At 68.9% G+C, this 17,708-nt stretch carries 20 protein-coding genes; 16 read left to right on the plus strand and 4 right to left on the minus strand.

Translation table 11 applies throughout. The features are described from left to right. Positions 1-7: 7 nt before the first annotated feature. Positions 8-475 carry a c-type cytochrome gene (locus tag FFT10_RS21780; RefSeq protein ID WP_137734988.1) on the minus strand — a complete coding sequence of 156 codons (468 nt, stop codon included), beginning with the start codon at positions 473-475 and terminating at the stop codon, positions 8-10. Positions 476-637: 162 nt separating this feature from the next. Between FFT10_RS21780 and FFT10_RS21785 the strand changes: the two genes are divergently transcribed. The 13 genes from FFT10_RS21785 to ppk2 all read left to right on the plus strand — a co-directional run bounded on the left by FFT10_RS21785 (position 638) and on the right by ppk2 (position 11,029). After that, the gene (locus FFT10_RS21785) at positions 638-1,321 is read left to right on the plus strand and encodes a cytochrome b/b6 domain-containing protein (RefSeq protein WP_137734989.1); all 684 of its coding nucleotides are present in this window, start codon (positions 638-640) and stop codon (positions 1,319-1,321) included. 10 nt (positions 1,322-1,331) lie between these two features. Then, on the plus strand, positions 1,332-1,823 hold the full coding sequence (locus FFT10_RS21790; protein WP_137734990.1) for a GNAT family N-acetyltransferase: 492 nt from the start codon (positions 1,332-1,334) through the stop codon (positions 1,821-1,823). Between the two features lie 10 nt (positions 1,824-1,833). Then, on the plus strand, positions 1,834-2,727 hold the full coding sequence (locus tag FFT10_RS21795) for an SMP-30/gluconolactonase/LRE family protein (RefSeq protein WP_137734991.1): 894 nt from the start codon (positions 1,834-1,836) through the stop codon (positions 2,725-2,727). Positions 2,728-2,828: 101 nt separating this feature from the next. Then, positions 2,829-3,323, plus strand: a complete 495-nt coding sequence (locus FFT10_RS21800; protein ID WP_137734992.1) for an ATP synthase subunit I — start codon at positions 2,829-2,831, stop codon at positions 3,321-3,323. Between the two features lie 25 nt (positions 3,324-3,348). Next, a complete protein-coding gene (gene atpB / locus FFT10_RS21805) occupies positions 3,349-4,197 on the plus strand; it encodes a F0F1 ATP synthase subunit A (protein ID WP_137734993.1) in 849 nt (282 codons plus the stop codon). A gap of 116 nt (positions 4,198-4,313) precedes the next feature. Beyond that, positions 4,314-4,577, plus strand: a complete 264-nt coding sequence (atpE, locus tag FFT10_RS21810) for a F0F1 ATP synthase subunit C (RefSeq protein WP_009548357.1) — start codon at positions 4,314-4,316, stop codon at positions 4,575-4,577. 90 nt (positions 4,578-4,667) lie between these two features. Next, entirely contained in the window at positions 4,668-5,138 is a 471-nt protein-coding gene (locus FFT10_RS21815; protein ID WP_137734994.1) for a F0F1 ATP synthase subunit B, read from the plus strand. A gap of 2 nt (positions 5,139-5,140) precedes the next feature. Then, positions 5,141-5,671 (plus strand): F0F1 ATP synthase subunit delta, encoded by a 531-nt coding sequence (locus FFT10_RS21820; protein ID WP_137734995.1) that lies wholly within the window; start codon positions 5,141-5,143, stop codon positions 5,669-5,671. Positions 5,672-5,732: 61 nt separating this feature from the next. Further along, a complete protein-coding gene (gene atpA, locus FFT10_RS21825; protein WP_137734996.1) occupies positions 5,733-7,286 on the plus strand; it encodes a F0F1 ATP synthase subunit alpha in 1,554 nt (517 codons plus the stop codon). Positions 7,287-7,313: 27 nt separating this feature from the next. Next, complete coding sequence (gene atpG / locus FFT10_RS21830; RefSeq protein WP_137734997.1) at positions 7,314-8,198, plus strand: F0F1 ATP synthase subunit gamma; 885 nt, start codon at positions 7,314-7,316, stop codon at positions 8,196-8,198. A gap of 41 nt (positions 8,199-8,239) precedes the next feature. After that, the gene (atpD, locus tag FFT10_RS21835) at positions 8,240-9,652 is read left to right on the plus strand and encodes a F0F1 ATP synthase subunit beta (protein WP_137734998.1); all 1,413 of its coding nucleotides are present in this window, start codon (positions 8,240-8,242) and stop codon (positions 9,650-9,652) included. A 9-nt stretch (positions 9,653-9,661) separates the two neighbouring features. Then, positions 9,662-10,081, plus strand: coding sequence for a F0F1 ATP synthase subunit epsilon (locus FFT10_RS21840; protein ID WP_137734999.1), 420 nt, complete (start codon positions 9,662-9,664; stop codon positions 10,079-10,081). Between the two features lie 111 nt (positions 10,082-10,192). Next, positions 10,193-11,029, plus strand: a complete 837-nt coding sequence (ppk2, locus tag FFT10_RS21845; RefSeq protein WP_137735000.1) for a polyphosphate kinase 2 — start codon at positions 10,193-10,195, stop codon at positions 11,027-11,029. 10 nt (positions 11,030-11,039) lie between these two features. Here the strand turns inward: ppk2 and FFT10_RS21850 are convergent, their stop codons facing one another. Genes FFT10_RS21850 through FFT10_RS21860 form a run of 3 tightly spaced genes read right to left on the minus strand, consistent with a single transcriptional unit; the run spans position 11,040 to position 13,154 of the window. Next, positions 11,040-11,573 carry a TPM domain-containing protein gene (locus tag FFT10_RS21850; RefSeq protein ID WP_137735001.1) on the minus strand — a complete coding sequence of 178 codons (534 nt, stop codon included), beginning with the start codon at positions 11,571-11,573 and terminating at the stop codon, positions 11,040-11,042. Positions 11,574-11,587: 14 nt separating this feature from the next. Continuing rightward, a complete protein-coding gene (locus FFT10_RS21855; RefSeq protein WP_137735065.1) occupies positions 11,588-12,478 on the minus strand; it encodes a TPM domain-containing protein in 891 nt (296 codons plus the stop codon). A 55-nt stretch (positions 12,479-12,533) separates the two neighbouring features. Next, positions 12,534-13,154, minus strand: coding sequence for a LemA family protein (locus FFT10_RS21860; RefSeq protein WP_174246137.1), 621 nt, complete (start codon positions 13,152-13,154; stop codon positions 12,534-12,536). A 159-nt stretch (positions 13,155-13,313) separates the two neighbouring features. Here FFT10_RS21860 and FFT10_RS21865 point away from each other — a divergent pair, with 159 nt between their 5' ends. The 3 genes from FFT10_RS21865 (at position 13,314) to FFT10_RS21875 (ending at position 17,701) form a co-directional block, all read left to right on the plus strand. Continuing rightward, the gene (locus FFT10_RS21865; protein ID WP_137735002.1) at positions 13,314-14,099 is read left to right on the plus strand and encodes a hypothetical protein; all 786 of its coding nucleotides are present in this window, start codon (positions 13,314-13,316) and stop codon (positions 14,097-14,099) included. Positions 14,100-14,154: 55 nt separating this feature from the next. Beyond that, positions 14,155-15,258, plus strand: a complete 1,104-nt coding sequence (gene hemE / locus FFT10_RS21870; protein WP_137735003.1) for a uroporphyrinogen decarboxylase — start codon at positions 14,155-14,157, stop codon at positions 15,256-15,258. A 349-nt stretch (positions 15,259-15,607) separates the two neighbouring features. Next, the gene (locus FFT10_RS21875; RefSeq protein WP_137735004.1) at positions 15,608-17,701 is read left to right on the plus strand and encodes a primosomal protein N'; all 2,094 of its coding nucleotides are present in this window, start codon (positions 15,608-15,610) and stop codon (positions 17,699-17,701) included. The last annotated feature ends 7 nt before the right edge of the window (positions 17,702-17,708 follow it).

Here is a 17,708-nt window from a genome sequence, read left to right on the forward strand (position 1 = left end):
AGCAGGATCAGTTGCTGTATTTCTCGGCGCGGAAGTCGTCGTGGCAGGCCTTGCAGCTGCCGCCCACGGCGCCCATCGCGGCCTTGATCGCGTCCAGGCTGCCGCTCTTGGCGGCGGCGTCGAGCTTGGCGACCTCGGCGATCATCTTGTCGTTGGCGGCCTTGAACTTGGCGGCGTCGCTCCAGATCTCGGGCTTGGCGCGGTTGGGCATGCCCTTGTCGGTGCCCGGTCCGAAGGCAGTGCCGGGCAGCGAGGCCAGCGTCGCCACGATGTTCGCGCTTTCGGCGGCGGCCTTGGCGTCGAACGGTGCGCGACCGGAGGCCATGGCACCGATGCGACCGACATGGTTGCCCATCACGGTGAAGGCGGACTGGCGGTACTTGATCGCGTCTTCCGGCTTCTGGAACTGGGCTGCGGCAGGCAGGGCAGCCATCGCGCCAACGGCGGCCAAGGTGGCCAGGAGCAGTCGTTTCATGCAAAACCTCCAACAGGGATGGACACGGTGCGCCCGGGGTGGATGCCGGGCAGCCGTGAGTCTACGGGTGGGAAGGCTGGAAATTCCCGACCGCACCTGCGGAAAGACCCTGCACGGTTTCGGCTATCGTTGCCAACCTGTGCAACTGACAAGGCCTGGCCGATGACAAGCGATGTCGAACATCCTCCGGTGCGGGTCTGGGATCTGCCGACACGTGCCTTCCACTGGGTGCTGGCCATCTGCGTGATCGCCCTGGTCGTCACTGCCAAGGTGGGCGGCAATGCCATGGTCTGGCACATGCGCCTGGGGCTGGTGGTGTTGGCGCTGCTGGTCTTCCGCGTCGTCTGGGGGCTGGTCGGCGGGCGCTGGTCGCGCTTTGCCAGCTTCATTTATGCCCCGGGCACGGTGCTGCGCTACCTGCGCGGCGACCACCGCCCCGGTGACCACTTCGAGGTGGGCCACAGCCCCCTGGGCGCGTTCTCGGTGTTCGCGCTGATCGCGCTGCTGCTGGTGCAGGTGGGCACCGGCCTGATCTCCGACGACGAGATCGCCACCACCGGCCCGCTCAACCGCTTTGTGGCCAGCGCCACGGGCATCGCCGCCACTGGCTGGCACAAGGGCTATGGCCAGTGGATCCTGCTGGGACTGGTGGCGCTGCACATCGTGGCGATCGTGGTCTACAAGCTGCGCGGCAAGAACCTGGTCACGCCGATGATCACCGGCGACAAGCCGCTGCCCGCCGATGTGCCCGCCACCCAGGACGGCCTCGCCAACCGCGGCCTGGCCGCCGTGGTGCTGGCCGCCTGCGCCGCGCTGGTGGTGTGGATCGCCCGCCAGGGGGCCTGACCAGCTGCCCATGGCCGCGCCCGACATCCGGCTGCAGACACCCGACACGCCCGAGGCGCTGGACGCCACGCGGGCGCTGTTCCGCGAGTACGCGGCCGGCCTGGGCGTCGACCTGTGCTTCCAGAACTTCGAGGCCGAACTGGCCGCGCTGCCCGGTGACTATGCGGCGCCGCAGGGCGCGCTGCTGCTGGCCTGGGTGGACGGTGAGCTCGCCGGTTGTGGCGCCTTCCGCCCGCTGGCCGATGTCGACTATGCCAACGCCTGCGAGATGAAACGCCTCTACGTGCGCCGGGCCTTCCGCCGCTTCGGCCTGGGCCGGCTGCTGGCCCAGGCGCTGATCGACGGCGCAGTGCAGGCCGGCTACTCGGCCATGCTGCTGGACACGCTGGACGACATGGAGGCCGCACGCGGCCTCTACGCCACGCTGGGCTTCGAGGAAGTGCCGCCGTACTACTTCAACCCCATCCCCGGCGCGCACTACCTGAAGGTCGACCTCGGCTGAGAATCCAGGCATGACCGAGATCACTGCCCTGCCCGTGGCGCCGTCGCTGCTGGGCGAATCGCCGCTGTGGCATCCCGACGAGCAACTGCTGTACTGGGTCGACATCCCCGGTCTGCAGCTCAACCGCTACAACCCCGTCACCGGGCGCCATGATGAATGGCATGTCCCCAGCGAGCCTGGATGCATCGCGCCGCTGCTGGGGGGCGGCCTGCTGCTGGCCGCGCGCGACGGTCTGTGGCGGTTCGATCCGCACAGCGGCGAGCGCACCCGGGTGGCGCCGCCGCCCTACGACCCCGCCGCCCAGCGCTTCAACGACGGCAAGGCCGATGCGCAGGGCCGCTTCTGGGTTGGCACCATCGACGACAAGCGGGCCCCCGACGCCGCCTTGTACTGCCTGGATGGCGGCGGGCTGCAGCGGATGGCCGGCGGCATCGCCGCCAGCAACGGCCTGGCCTTCAGCCCAGACGGCCGCACCCTGCTGTGGGCCGACACCAAGGGCCATCGGGTGCAGGCCTTCGACCTGGATGCCAGCGACGGCAGCCTGTCGCGCCAGCGGCTGTTTGCGCAGTTCCCGCTGCGCGATCCGGCCGCGCCGCTCAGCGGTTATGGCGGCCGCCCCGACGGCGCTGCCATGGACAGCGCCGGTGCCTACTGGGTGGCGATGTTCGAGGGCCAGCGCCTGCTGCGCCTGGCGCCCGACGGCAGCCTGCTGGCCGAGCTGCCGTTGCCGGTGCGATGCCCCACCATGCCCTGCTTCGGCGGACCCGACCTGAAGACGCTCTACATCACCACCGCCCGCGACAAGCGCCCGCCCGACGAGCTGGCGGCGCAGCCGCTGGCCGGCTGCGTGCTGCAGTGCCGGGTGGACGTGCCGGGGATGCCGGCGCACCTGGCGCGGCTGTAACCCCGCTGTTCCAACCCCACGCCCAAGTTGGGGGAGGCGGCCGCCAACGGGTTTCCACGTATACTCCCGCGGTTTGCCGCAACCAGCGCGTCGTAACACACATGACCAGTCGGCCATTGCATGAAAAGGGCCGTCCGGCGGGGTGGGATGCCGCAGAAGATGGGGAAGCAAATCCAAGCTTCAAGCCGCTGACTCGAGAAGAGGCGGCGGCCTTGAGGGCCCAGGAGCCGCCGGTGTCACCCTGGCGGGTCGTCGCCGTGCAAGCGGTGGTGGGTGTGGTGGTCGCCCTGATCGGGTGGCTGGTCACCGGGAGGACGGAAGTCGGCTGGTCGTTGCTCTATGGCGCGGCCACCGTGGTGTTGCCGGGCGCCCTCATGGCGCGCGGCATGACCAGCAAGCTCTCCAGCATGGCGCCGGGCGCTTCGGCAGTCAGCTTCATGTTGTGGGAGATGGTGAAAATTGGGGTATCGCTCGCGATGTTGGTGGTCGCGGGCCGTGTCGTGCAACCGCTGGTCTGGCCTGCCTTGCTGGTGGGCCTGGTGGTGTGCATGAAGGTGTACTGGGTGGCGCTGCTCTGGCGGCGGCGCCCGATCTGAGACAAGACGGAACTGGACAACACGCATGGCAGCCGCAGAACACGCCGCAGGGAGCGGACCGACCGCCGGTGAATACATCATTCACCACCTGACCCATCTGCAGAATCAGAAGCAGACCGCCATCGTCGATTTCTCGGTGTTCAACATCGACAGCATCTTCTATGCGGTGTTGCTCGGTGTGGTGGGCAGCTTCTTCCTGTGGCGCGCCGCCAAGTCGGCCACCTCGGGTGTGCCCGGCCGCTTCCAGGCGGCGGTGGAGATGCTCGTCGAGATGGTCGACAGCCAGGCCAAGGGCATCGTGCACAGCGCCCAGAGCCGCAAGCTGGTCTCGCCGCTGGCGCTGACGGTGTTCGTCTGGATCCTGCTGATGAACTCGATGGACTTCCTGCCCGTCGACCTGCTGCCCAAGATCGGCGAGATGATGGGCATCCACTACATGCGCGTGGTGCCCACCGCCGACCTGTCGGTGACCATGGGCCTGTCGGTGTCGGTGCTGCTGATCTGCCTGTACTACAACGTCAAGATCAAGGGCTTCGGCGGCTGGGTGCACGAGCTCTTCTCGGCCCCGTTCGGCGACAAGTTCTACCTGTATCCGGTCAACTTCCTGATGCAGATGATCGAGTTCGTGGCCAAGACCGTCTCGCACGGCATGCGGCTGTTCGGCAACATGTACGCCGGCGAACTGATTTTCATGCTGATCGCCCTGATGGGTGGCGCCTTCGCCTTCACCGGCACGGGCATCGCCCTGTTCCTCGGTCACATCGTGGCCGGCACGGTGTGGGCCATCTTCCACATCCTGATCGTCGCCTTGCAGGCCTTCGTGTTCATGATGCTGACCCTGGTGTATCTGGGTCAAGCACACGACGCTCACTGAGCCGGCTGGCTCTTTGTGCAAGGGGGCCCCTGGGCCCCTTGTCATCCCCCGGGCCGGCAGGCTTTGGTTTTTCTCGCTTCATCCCTTTCAACTCAACCAACTCAACTGGAGTCATCATGGAAGTCATCAGCTTTGTCGCCCTCGCCGCTGGCCTGATCATTGGTCTGGGTGCCGTCGGCGCCTGTATCGGTATCGGCATCATGGGCAGCAAGTACCTCGAATCCGCTGCCCGCCAGCCCGAACTGATGGGCGAACTGCAGACCAAGATGTTCCTGCTGGCCGGCCTGATCGACGCGGCCTTCATCATCGGCACCGGTATCGCGCTGTGGTTCGCCACCGCCAACCCGTTCCTGGGCCAGATCGCCAACCTGCCGAAGTAAGTCGCGCGCAAGGGGTTCGCCCCTGGCTGCGGGTGCGTGCGGCAGACGCCGTGCACCCGCTGTGTTCCACACCGTGATTGAGGCATCAAAGTGAGCATCAACGGTACCCTCATCGCCCAGATGATCGTGTTTGCGATCCTCGTCTGGTTCACGATGTCATTCGTCTGGCCGCCGATCGCCACCGCGCTCGACGAGCGCGCGAAGAAGATCGCCGAAGGCCTGTCGGCTGCCGACAAGGCCAAGAGCGATCTGGCTGCGGCCAACCAGCGTGTCGAGCAGCAACTGGCTGCCGCCCGCACCGACGCCGCCAAGCGCCTGGCCGATGCCGAGCGCCTGGGCCAGCAGATGGTCGAGGAAGCCAAGGCGCGCGCCTCGGAAGAAGGCGCCAAGATCATTGCAGCGGCCAAGGCCGAAGCCGAGCAGGAGGCCGTCAAGGCCCGCGAGGCGCTGCGTGAGCAGGTCGCCGGCCTGGCGGTCAAGGGCGCGGAAGCGATCCTGCGCCGTGAGGTCAATGCTGGTGTGCATGCCGAACTGCTGGGCCGCCTGAAGGCGGAACTCTGACCATGGCCGAGCTTGCAACCATCGCACGTCCCTACGCCGAGGCGCTGTTCAAGGCCGCCGGCGGCGCTGCGGCCGGCCTGACCGGCCAGATGGGCGTGCTGGCCGCCGTGGCGGCCGATGCCCAGCTGCGCCAGTTCGCCGACAACCCGAAGGTGGGCGCTGCCCAGGTTTTCGAGGTGGTGACCGGCGCTGCGCAGACCGCGCTCGACCCCAAGGTCAGCAACCTGCTGTCCGCGGTGATCGAGAACGGCCGCCTGAATGCGCTGCCCGAGATCGCTGCGCAGTTCACCGCCCTGGTCAACGCCCAGTCGGGTTCGTCGGACGCCACCGTCTACAGCGCCTTCCCCATCGACGACGCGGCCCTGGCCGACGTGGTGGCATCGCTGGAGAAGCGCTTCGGTCGCAAGCTCAAGGCCCGGGTCGAGATCGACGCCGAACTCATCGGCGGCATCCGCGTGGTGGTGGGCGACGAAGTGCTCGACACCTCGGTGAAGGCACGCCTGGAACAAATGAAAGTCGCCCTGACGGCGTGATGGCCCGGGGCCGCACCCACCGTCCGGCCCGCCGCCTCAACGCTGTCGCAAGGAGAACGCAATGCAATTGAATCCCGCAGAGATTTCCGAACTCATCAAGTCCCGCATCGAGGGCCTGGGTGCATCGGCTGACATCAAGAACCAGGGCACCGTGGTGTCCGTGACCGACGGCATCGTGCGTGTGCACGGCCTGTCGGACGTGATGGCCGGCGAAATGCTGGAGTTCCCCGCCACCGCCAGTGGCCAACCCACCTACGGCCTGGCCCTGAACCTCGAGCGCGACTCCGTCGGCGCCGTGATTCTGGGCGAGTACGAGCACATCTCCGAAGGCGACACCGTGAAGTGCACGGGCCGCATCCTGGAAGTGCCCGTCGGCCCCGAGCTGATCGGCCGCGTGGTCAACGCGCTGGGCCAGCCCATCGACGGCAAGGGCCCGATCAACGCCAAGATGACCGACGTGATCGAGAAGGTCGCCCCGGGCGTGATCGCGCGGAAGTCGGTGGACCAGCCGGTGCAGACCGGCCTGAAGTCGATCGACTCGATGGTGCCCGTCGGCCGTGGCCAGCGCGAGCTGATCATCGGCGACCGCCAGACCGGCAAGACCGCGGTGGCGATCGACGCGATCATCAACCAGAAGGGTCAGAACATGACCTGCGTGTACGTCGCGATCGGCCAGAAGGCATCGTCGATCAAGAACGTCGTGCGCGCGCTGGAAGCCAATGGCGCGATGGAGTACACCATCGTCGTGGCCGCCACCGCCTCGGAATCGGCCGCCATGCAGTACGTGTCGGCCTACTCGGGCTGCACCATGGGCGAGTACTTCCGCGACCGTGGCCAGGACGCCCTGATCGTCTATGACGACCTGTCCAAGCAGGCCGTGGCCTACCGCCAGGTCTCGCTGCTGCTGCGCCGCCCGCCGGGCCGCGAAGCCTTCCCCGGCGACGTGTTCTATCTCCACAGCCGCCTGCTCGAGCGCGCCGCCCGTGTGAACGCCGACTACGTCGAAGCCTTCACCAAGGGTGAAGTCAAGGGCAAGACCGGCTCGCTGACCGCGCTGCCGATCATCGAGACGCAAGCCGGTGACGTGTCGGCCTTCGTGCCGACCAACGTGATCTCGATCACCGACGGCCAGATCTTCCTGGAAACCAGTCTGTTCAACGCCGGCATCCGCCCCGCCATCAACGCCGGTATCTCGGTGTCGCGCGTGGGTTCGGCCGCCCAGACCAAGCTGATCAAGAGCCTGTCGGGCGGCATCCGGACCGACCTGGCCCAGTACCGTGAACTGGCGGCCTTCGCCCAGTTCGCCTCCGACCTGGACGCGGCCACCAAGAAGCAGCTGGACCGCGGTGCCCGCGTGACCGAACTGCTCAAGCAGGCCCAGTACTCGCCGCTGCCGATCAGCCTGATGGGCGCCACGCTGTACGCCGTCAACAAGGGCTACTTCGACGACATCGAGGTCAAGAAGGTCCTGGCGTTCGAACACGGCCTGCACCAGCACCTGAAGAGCAGCCACGCTGCCCTGCTTGCCAAGCTGGAGAACGACAAGGCCATGGACAAGGGCGCCGAGGAAGAGCTGGTCGCCGCGATCACGGCCTTCAAGAAGTCGTTCGCCTGACCACCGACAGCCACAAGGAGCACTGCCATGGCAGTCGGTAAAGAGATCCGCGGCAAGATCAAGAGCTTCGAGAACACGAAGAAGATCACCAAGGCCATGGAAATGGTCTCGGCGTCGAAGATGCGCAAGGCGCAGGACCGCATGCGTGCGGCCCGGCCTTACGCCGACAAGATCCGCAACATCACGGCCAACCTGTCGCAGGCCAACCCCGAGTACAAGAGCGCCTACATGCGCTCGGGTGGCTCGTCCAAGGTGACCGGCTTCATCGTCGTCACCGCCGACAAGGGCCTGTGCGGCGGCCTCAACACCAACGTGCTGCGCGCCGTCACCAACGAACTGCGCGATGTGCAGACCGCAGGTGGCACGGCGCAGGCGGTGGCCATCGGCAACAAGGGCTTCGGCTTCCTCAACCGCATCGGTGCCAACGTGGTCAGCCACGCCACCCAGCTGGGGGATGCACCGGTGCTCGAGAAGCTGATCGGCCCGGTGAAGGTGATGCTGGACGCGTTCGTCGAAGGCAAGGTCGACAAGGTGCTGCTCTGCTACACCCGTTTCATCAACACGATGAAGCAGGAGGCGGTGATCGAGCAGCTGCTGCCGCTGTCGGCCAACCGTCTCGAGCAGACGGCCGCCGAGAAGGCGCAGCACGGCTGGGACTACATCTACGAGCCCGACGCCGCCACCGTGATCGACGAGCTGCTGACCCGCTACATCGAGGCACTGGTGTTCCAGGCGGTGGCCGAGAACATGGCCTCGGAGCAGTCGGCCCGCATGGTGGCCATGAAGGCCGCGACCGAGAACGCCGGCAACCTGATCGGTGAGCTCAAGCTGGTCTACAACAAGACCCGCCAGGCCGCGATCACCACCGAGCTGTCCGAGATCGTCAGCGGCGCCGCCGCCATCAGCGGCTGATCAGGCCGCACGCACAGAACACTGTTTGAAGGAAATCTGAAATGGCCAATACACAAGCACAGGGCAAGATCGTTCAGTGCATCGGCGCCGTGGTGGACGTGGAATTCCCGCGTGATGCCATGCCCCGCGTCTATGACGCCCTCAAGCTCGACGGTTCGACGCTGACGCTGGAAGTGCAGCAGCAGCTGGGCGACGGCGTGGTGCGCACCATTGCGCTGGGCTCGTCCGACGGCCTGCGCCGCGGTCTGATGGTCAGCAACACCGGCGCCAACATCACCGTGCCGGTGGGCAAGGCCACGCTGGGCCGCATCATGGACGTGCTGGGCAACCCCATCGACGAGCGCGGCCCGGTCAGCATGGAGCTGTCGGCCCCGATCCACCGCAAGGCCCCCAGCTATGACGAGCTGAGCCCCAGCCAAGAACTGCTGGAAACCGGCATCAAGGTGATCGACCTGATCTGCCCGTTCGCCAAGGGCGGCAAGGTGGGCCTGTTCGGCGGCGCCGGCGTGGGCAAGACCGTGAACATGATGGAGCTGATCAACAACATCGCCAAGGCCCACTCGGGTCTGTCGGTGTTCGCCGGCGTGGGTGAGCGCACCCGCGAAGGCAACGACTTCTACCATGAGATGGCCGACTCGGGCGTCGTGAACCTGGAGAAGCTCGAGGACAGCAAGGTGTCCATGGTCTACGGCCAGATGAACGAGCCCCCGGGCAACCGTCTGCGCGTGGCCCTGACCGGCCTGACCATCGCCGAGTCGTTCCGCGACGAAGGCCGTGACGTGCTGTTCTTCGTCGACAACATCTACCGCTACACGCTGGCCGGTACCGAAGTGTCGGCGCTGCTGGGCCGCATGCCCTCCGCCGTGGGCTATCAGCCGACGCTGGCCGAGGAAATGGGCCGCCTGCAGGAGCGGATCACGTCGACCAAGGTCGGCTCGATCACCTCGATCCAGGCCGTGTACGTGCCGGCGGACGACCTGACCGACCCGTCGCCTGCCACCACCTTCGCCCACTTGGACGCCACCGTGGTGCTGTCGCGCGACATCGCCTCGCTGGGCATCTACCCCGCCGTGGACCCGCTGGACAGCAACAGCCGCCAGGTCGACCCGAACGTGGTGGGTGAAGAGCACTACAGCACCACCCGTGCCGTGCAGTCGACGCTGCAGCGCTACAAGGAACTGCGCGACATCATCGCCATCCTGGGCATGGACGAACTGTCGCCGGAAGACAAGCTGGCCGTGGCCCGTGCCCGGAAGATCCAGCGTTTCCTGAGCCAGCCGTTCCACGTGGCCGAGGTGTTCACCGGCTCGCCCGGCAAGTATGTGCCGCTGAAGGAAACCATCCGTGGCTTCAAGATGATCGTGGCTGGCGAGTGCGACCACCTGCCCGAGCAGGCCTTCTACATGGTCGGCACCATCGACGAGGCCTTCGAGAAGGCCAAGAAGATCAACTAAGGAGCCGGCATGGCCACCCTCCACGTCGACGTGGTTTCCGCCGAATCGAGCATCTTCTCGGGCGAGGCGAAGTTTGTCGCCCTGCCCGGCGAGAACGGCGAACTCGGCATCCTGCCGCGGCACACGCCGCTGATCACCCGCATCAAGCCGGGTGCGGTGCGCATCCAGCCGGCCAATGGCGGTGAAGAAGTGTTCGTCTTCGTTGCCGGCGGCATCCTGGAAGTGCAGCCGGGCACGGTCACCGTGCTGGCCGACACCGCCATCCGCGGCCACGACCTGGACGAGGCCAAGGCGCTCGAAGCCAAGAAGCTGGCGGAAGAGGCGATGAAGAACGCCAAGACCGACATCGACTTCGCCAAGGCCCAGGGCGAATTCGCCACCATGGCCGCCCAGATCGCCGCCATCTCCAAGTTGCGCAAGAAGCGGTAAGTCTGTCCGACGGGCGCCTGCGCTCGCCACAGAAAGCCTGCCTGGCCATGCCTGGCAGGCTTTTTTCTGGGCCTTGCGGCTAAGCTGGTGGTCACCACACCAGGAGCCCCGATGGCCAAGGACAAGAAGCCCGCAAAGAAGCAGCATGCTGACGGGGTGGCGGTGCCGGCGGCCGACAAGCCCAAGTCCCATCTCAGCAAGGCCGACTACCTGGCCGAACTGGAGCCGCTGGAACTGGCGCTGAACAACCTGGCGCGCTGGCTGCAGCACACCGGCCGGCGGCTGGTGGTGGTGTTCGAGGGCCGCGACACGGCGGGCAAGGGCGGCGCCATCGCCGCCATCGCCGACACGCTGAACCCGCGCCAGTGCCATGTGGTGGCGCTGGCCAAGCCCAGCGAGCGCGAGCAGTCGCAGTGGTACTTCCAGCGCTATGTGCCGCACCTGCCGGCCGCCGGCGAGATCACGCTGTTCGACCGCAGCTGGTACAACCGCGCCGGCGTCGAGCGGGTGCTGGGCTACTGCACCGAGGCGCAGGCCCTGGCCTTCCTGGACCAGGCGCCCAGCTTCGAGAAGATGCTGGTCGATGACGGCATCCTGCTGGTCAAGTACTGGCTCACCGTCGACCAGGCCGAGCAGGAGCGGCGGTTCGCCGAGCGACTGGAGGATCCGCTGAAGCGCTGGAAACTGTCGCCGATCGACCTGAAATCCCGCAGCCAATACGCCGCGTACTCGGCGGCGCGGGATGCGATGCTCGCCGCCACCCACACCCGGCATGCACCGTGGACGCTGGTCGACTTCAACGACCAGCGGCGTGGCCGGCTGGCGCTGATCCGCCACCTGCTGGCCCATGTGCCCGACACCCATGTGCCGCCCGAGCCGCTGCGGATCCCGCCCCTGGCGGGCCCACCGCAGCAGGAAAACCTGCCCAAACGCTTCAGGCCGATCTGACGCCGCCCGGTCAGCGCATCAGCGGTCGGTTCGGCAACTCGTTCGGGTTGGCCTGCTGCGCGTCCACCGCATGGTGGCGGCGCAGCAGGCCGTCGATGGCCTCCAGCGCCTGCAGCAGCCCGGCCTCGAAGCGGCCCTGTCGGAAGGCCTCGCGCATCGGCGCGATCAGCGCCTGCCACTGGGCGGCATCCACATGCCGGTTCAGCCCGCGGTCGGCGACGATCTCGATCGCATGCTCCGCCAGCAGCAGGTAGACCAGCACGCCGTTGTTGGCCTCGGTGTCCCACACCCGCAGCTTGCCGAACAGGGTGATGGCACGGTCGCGCGGCGCCAGGTCCTGCCACAGGTAGGAGATCGGCAGGCCGGCCTCCACCACCACGCGGATCTCGCCGCTGTGGCCGGATTCGCTGGCCGCCACCCGGGCCTCGATGCGCTGCAGCGCGGCCTCGGGCAGGGCACGGGCCGCATCACGCTCGTCCCACCAGCGGTGGCGCAGGATGCGGGCCAGCCGTTGCCACAGGTTGCGGCGCGGGCGTGGGGGCATGGGGTTGTGCACCATCACCAGTCTCCCGAGGCGCCGCCGCCGCCGAAATCACCGCCGCCGCCAGAGCTGAAGCCGCCGCCGCCACCAAAGCCGCCGCCGCCACCGCCACCGCCACCCCAGATGATGGGCGGCCCGCCACCGCCGCGGCCACTGCGACCACCGCGCACCGCGCCCACGCCCATCACGCCCACCAGCACCAGCGCCACGATGCCGGCCAGGCCGCCGATCAGCAGGCTGGCGCTCAGCCACCAGGCCAGCGTGCCGGCGCCGCCGGCTGTCAGCACCGCGCCCAGCTTGCGGCCCAGCACACTGGTGAGCACGCCGCCGGCCACCGGCACGGCGATGAAGAAGAACACCGCCAGCTCCTCCCAGTCGAAGCCGGCATCAGGCCGGCTGCCGGCGGTGCTGGTGGGGGCGGGCAGGTGTTCGCCGCGGATGCGGGCGATCAGCGCATCCACGCCGGCGTCCAGCCCGCCGGCGTAGTCGCCGCGCTTGAAGGCGGGCGCGATCTGGTTGCTGATGATCTGGCGTGCCGCCAGGTCGGGCACCGCGCCCTCCAGCGCCTTGGCCACCTGGATGCGCAGCTTGCGGTCGTCGCGCGCCACCACCAGCAGCAGGCCGTCGCCGATGTCCTTGCGGCCGATCTTCCAGGCATCGCCGACCCGCTGGGCATAGTCGGCGATGTCCTCGATGCCGGTGCTGGCCACCGTCAGCACCACGATCTGCGGCCCGGCCTGGGCCTCGAAGGCGGCCAGCTTGGCCTCCAGCGCGGCGCGCCGGTCGGGCTGCAGCACGCCGGCCTGGTCCATCACCCGCGCGGTGAGGGTGGGGATGTCCGGCACGTCCTGCGCAGCGGCACCGCCACACAGCAGGGCGGCGAGCAGCAGGGCCAGCAACCAGGCCATGGCCGGCGGCAGCCCGGCGCGCGGCGCCCGCAGGCGCGCGGTGTGCACGTTCAGCTCACTTGCTGGCGGGCTTGTCGAAGCTGACGGCCGGCGGCACGCTGATCGCCGCCTCGTTGGCCACGGTGAAGCTGGGCTTGACGCCGTAGCTGAACACCATCGCCGTCAGGTTGGTGGGGAAGCTGCGCGCCAGCACGTTGTAGTCCTGCACCGTCTTGATGTAGCGGTTGCGGGCCACGGTGATGCGGTTCTCGGTGCCTTCCAGCTGCACCCGCAGGTCCTGGAAGGCCTGGTTGGCCTTCAGGTTGGGGTACTGCTCGCTCACCACCATCAGCCGGCTTAGCGCGCCGGTCAGCTGGCCCTGGGCCTCCTGGAATTTCTGGAAGGCGGCCGGGTCGTTCACCAGCTCGGGCGTGGCCTGGATCGACGTGGCGCGGCTGCGCGCCTCGATGACCTTGGTCAGCGTCTCCTGCTCGAAGTTGGCCTCGCCCTTGACGGTGGCGACGATGTTGGGGATCAGGTCGCTGCGGCGCTGGTACTGGTTCAGCACCTCGGCCCAGCCGCTCTTGACCTGCTCATCGAGGCGCTGGAAGTCGTTGTAGCCGCAACCGGTCAGGGATGCGGACAGGGCCAGGGCCAGGCCCAGGGCAGGCAGACGGCGGCGCAAGGTGGACAGCATGGGTTCCTCCGGGAGCATGTTCTCGCCTGCAGATGGGGCCGCGGGCCGGATTTCAATCGGTCCAGCTTAGCATCGGGGCAACATGGCCCCCACGCTCACGCTGTTCGCTGCCCCCCGTGGGGGCGCGCCAGGCCCTTCGGGCGGCCGGGCGGGCCTGGCATGAACGATCCCGCGCTGGCCCTGGCCGCCGCCGCCAGGCCCCTGCCGCGGGCTGGCGGCGTGATGCCGCGGGTGCTGGTGCTGGGCGGCGGCGGTGCGCTGGGTGCACGGGTGGTCGAGCGTTTGCTGGCCGGCCGCCGCTGCCAGGCGGTGGGCGTGTGGACGGTGCAGCCGCTGCGCACCGCCCTGCGCGGCTTGGAGCCGCTGGCCGAGACCGACTTCGCCCGCTTCCACCCCGACACCGCGGTGGTGGTGTTCGACCGCGCCCGCCATGCCAACGGCCGCGAGGCCGCCTTCGGCCACCCGCAGCCGGCCGACCTGCCGGCGCTGGCCATGCAGCTGCGCCAGGTGGGCGTGACATCGCTGGTGGTGGTGGTGCCGCATGCCCCCGGCCTGCTGCCGCAGGCGCTGAAGGCCGGCCTGGCGACGCTGGACGAAGGCGCGGTGGCCGCACTGGGCTTTGCGCACCTGGTCTTCATGCGCTCGGCCCAGGCAGGCGCTGCGGCGTCTGCCGCGGCAGGCCCCGCCCCCGCGCGCCTGGCCAGCTGGCTGATCGGGCAGCTGCACTGGATGGTGCCGCAGGGCGACCAGCCGGTGCGCAGCGACACCGTGGCCCGCGTGGCCGCGCGCCTGGCGGTGGCGCTGCCGCAGGCGGCGCCCGGCACCCGGGTGCTGCCGCCCGAGGTGCTGTGGGCCGCGGCCCAGCAGCCGCAGGCCGATGCCCTGGTCGACGACTGGCTGGCTGGCCGGCCGTTGAGCGCCGTCAACGCCCGCCGGCGCTGGTGAATGCCCGCATGCGGCAGGCACCGGGCCGGCCCGGTGCGCCGCCCATAATCCGGGGATGAACGCACCGCTGCAAAACGACACCTTCCTGCGGGCCTGCCTGCGCCAGCCAACCACCCACACGCCGATCTGGCTGATGCGCCAGGCCGGCCGCTACCTGCCCGAGTACAAGGCCACGCGCGTGGCCGCCGGCAACAGCTTCATGGGCCTGGCCACCAACCCGCAGTACGCCACCGACGTGACGCTGCAGCCGCTGGACCGCTACCGCCTGGATGCGGCGATCCTGTTCTCCGACATCCTGACCGTGCCCGACGCCATGGGCCTGGGCCTGAGCTTCGGCGCCGGCGAGGGCCCGAAGTTCGCCCATCCGCTGCGCGACGAGGCCGATGTGGCCAAGCTGGCCGTGCCCGACCTGGACAAGCTGCGCTATGTGTTCGACGCGGTGACCTCGATCCGCAAGGCGCTGAACGGCCGGGTGCCGCTGATCGGCTTCTCGGGCAGCCCCTGGACGCTGGCCTGCTACATGGTCGAAGGCGGCGGGTCCGACGACTACCGCCTGGTCAAGACCATGCTGTATTCGCGGCCCGACCTGATGCACCGCATCCTGGCCATCAACGCCGACGCGGTGGCCGCCTACCTGAATGCCCAGATCGACGCCGGCGCCCAGGCGGTGATGGTGTTCGATTCCTGGGGCGGCGTGCTGGAGCACCGCGCCTTCCACCAGTTCAGCCTGGCCTACACCCAGCGGGTGCTGAACCAGCTCAAGCGCGAGCACAACGGCCAGCGCATCCCGGCCATCGTGTTCACCAAGGGCGGTGGACTGTGGCTGGAGCAGATCGCCGCCACCGGCGCCGATGTGGTCGGCCTGGACTGGACCACCGACCTGGGCCTGGCCCGCCGCCGCATCGACGACCTGGTGGCGCTGCAGGGCAACTTCGACCCGATGGCGCTGTTCGCCACGCCTGAGGCGGTGGCCGCCGAGGCGCGCGCCATCCTCGACAGCTTCGGCCCGCCGCAGCGTGCCGACGGCCGCTGGGGTGGCCACATCTTCAACCTGGGCCACGGCATCAACCAGCACACGCCGCTGGAGCATGTGCAGGCCCTGGTGGAGGCGGTGCACGCCCATTCGCCGACGCTGCGCCCGGCTGTGGGGAAAGTCTGACACCGGAACAAGTTGGGGGATGCACGGATAGGGTGAGTGCACGCTCAGGGCTTGACTTATCCCCAAAACCGGGCGTGCGACAAGTTGCCGGTCAAAAATGTGCGGCGCAGCATCGAATCTGCTGGAGATTCGTGCTAAGTGATTGATCTGGAACGTATTTTCCAGCGTGCCGAAAACTTGGGCAATCCAGCGGGAGGCCCGGCATATCAAGCACTTAGCGCGGCCATCGGCAGCTTTCCCACAAAGTTATCCACAGAAGTGGGGGACAGCTGAAAAAGCCGTTTTCAATCATCAACTTAACGCTGGTTCTTGATGTGAAGACGAAAAAACCGCTGCCAATCAGCGGTTCATGGCGTTGAGCGACCTGACGCTGTCGGTGGCGGTGGAGGCACCGCAGCACAGCGGCCTGGCCGGCGCCCTGCACTACAGCAGCCCGCAGGACCTGCCGCCCGGCACGCTGCTGCGGGTGCCGCTGGGCAAGCGTGATCTGCTGGGCATCGTCTGGCATGGCAGCGCGTCGGATGGCACGCCGCCGGACGGCACGCAGCTGCGCCCGGTGGGCGCACTGCTGGACTGCCTGCCGCCGATGGCGCCGGCCTGGCTGGCCCTGGTGGACTTTGCCGCCAGCTACTACCAGCGCGGCGTCGGCGAGCTGGCGCTGGCGGTGCTGCCGCCCGAGCTGCGCAAGCTCGATCCGCCGGGCCTGGCCAAGCGGGTGGCGCGGCTGCTGAAGAAGCTGGATGCCACGCCCCTCCCGCCAACCGCGCCGGTGCAGCGGCCCCAGCTGGGGCCGGAACAGCAGGCGGCGCTGGCCGCGTTCCGCACCGCGTTCGCCCAGGCCGGTGCCACGCCGCGGCCGGCACCGCTGCTGCTGCACGGCGTCACCGGCAGCGGCAAGACCGAGGTCTACCTGCATGCGGCCGAGGACGCGCTGGCCGCCGGCCGCCAGGCCCTGGTGCTGGTGCCCGAGATCAACCTCACGCCGCAGCTGGAGGCGCGCTTCGCCGCCCGCTTTCCGCAGCACCGGCTGGTCAGCCTGCACAGCGGGCTGACGCCGGTGCAGCGCCTGCGCCACTGGCTGCTGGCCCACCTGGGCCGCGCCGACATCGTGCTGGGCACGCGCATGGGCGTGTTCGCGCCGCTGCCGCGGCTGGGGCTGATCGTCGTCGACGAGGAGCATGACCCGTCCTACAAGCAGCAGGAGGGCGCACGCTACTCGGCGCGCGATCTGGCCGTCTACCGCGGCCACCTGGAGCGGGTGCCGGTGATTCTTGGATCGGCCACGCCGTCGCTGGAGACCTGGCAGCACGCGCTGCCCGGCCCGCGCCAGCGCTACCAGCGCCTGCCGCTGGCCGAGCGGGTGGGCGGCGGCGCACTGCCGCGGGTGCGGCTGTTCGACATGGGCGTGCTGCCGCGGACCAACGGCCAGAGCCCGGTGCTGGCGCCGATGGTGGTCGACAGCCTGCGCCAGCGCATCGCCGCCGGCGAGCAGAGCCTGGTGTTCCTGAACCGCCGCGGCTATGCGCCGGTGCTGCACTGCGCCGATTGCGGCTGGAAGAGCGGCTGCCCGCACTGCAGCGCCTGGCGGGTGTTCCACAAGGGCGAGCGCACGTTGCGCTGCCACCACTGCGGCTTCACCGAGCGGGTGCCGCGGGCCTGCCCCGACTGCGGCAACCTCGACATCGCGCCCCTGGGCCGCGGCACCGAGAAGCTGGAGGAGCAGCTGGCCGAGCTGCTGCCCGGCGCCCGCATCGCCCGGCTGGATGCCGACACCGCCCGCGGCAAGGGCCAGCTGGAAGCCCGCCTGGCGGCGGTGCATGCCGGCGATGTGGACGTGCTGGTGGGCACGCAGATGGTGACCAAGGGCCATGACTTCCGCCGCATCACCCTGGTGGTGGCGGTGAACCCCGACAGCGCGCTGTTCGCCAGCGACTTCCGCGCGCCCGAGCGGCTGTTCGCCTTGCTGATGCAGGCCGCCGGCCGCGCCGGGCGGGATGCCGCCCAGGCCGGCGCCAGCGAGATGTGGGTGCAGACCTGGCACCCCCAGCACCCGCTGTACGCCGCGCTGAAGACGCATGACTTCGCCGCCTTCGCGGCCAGCCAGCTGGCCGAGCGCGAGGCCGCCGGCCTGCCGCCCTTCAGCCACCTGGCGCTGCTGCGTGCCGAATCACGGGATGTGGCGGTGGCCCAGGCCTGGCTGGAGGCGGCGGCCGCGTTGGCTGCCGGCCTGCCGGGCGGCGACGGCGTGACCGTCTACCCCCCGGTGCCGCCTGCGGTCAGCAAGGTGGCCGGCATCGAGCGGCTGCAGATGCTGGTGGAGGCGCCGTCACGCGCGCGGCTGCAGCAGCTGCTCGTCCACTGGATGCCGGCACTGCATGGCCTGCGCAGCCGCCACAAGGGGCTGGCGCGCTGGGCCATCGACGTGGACCCGCTGGCGATCTGAACGCCGG

Origin of the sequence: Pseudaquabacterium pictum (genome assembly GCF_005403045.1) — a bacterium.
GTDB classification, from domain to species: domain Bacteria; phylum Pseudomonadota; class Gammaproteobacteria; order Burkholderiales; family Burkholderiaceae_C; genus Pseudaquabacterium; species Pseudaquabacterium pictum.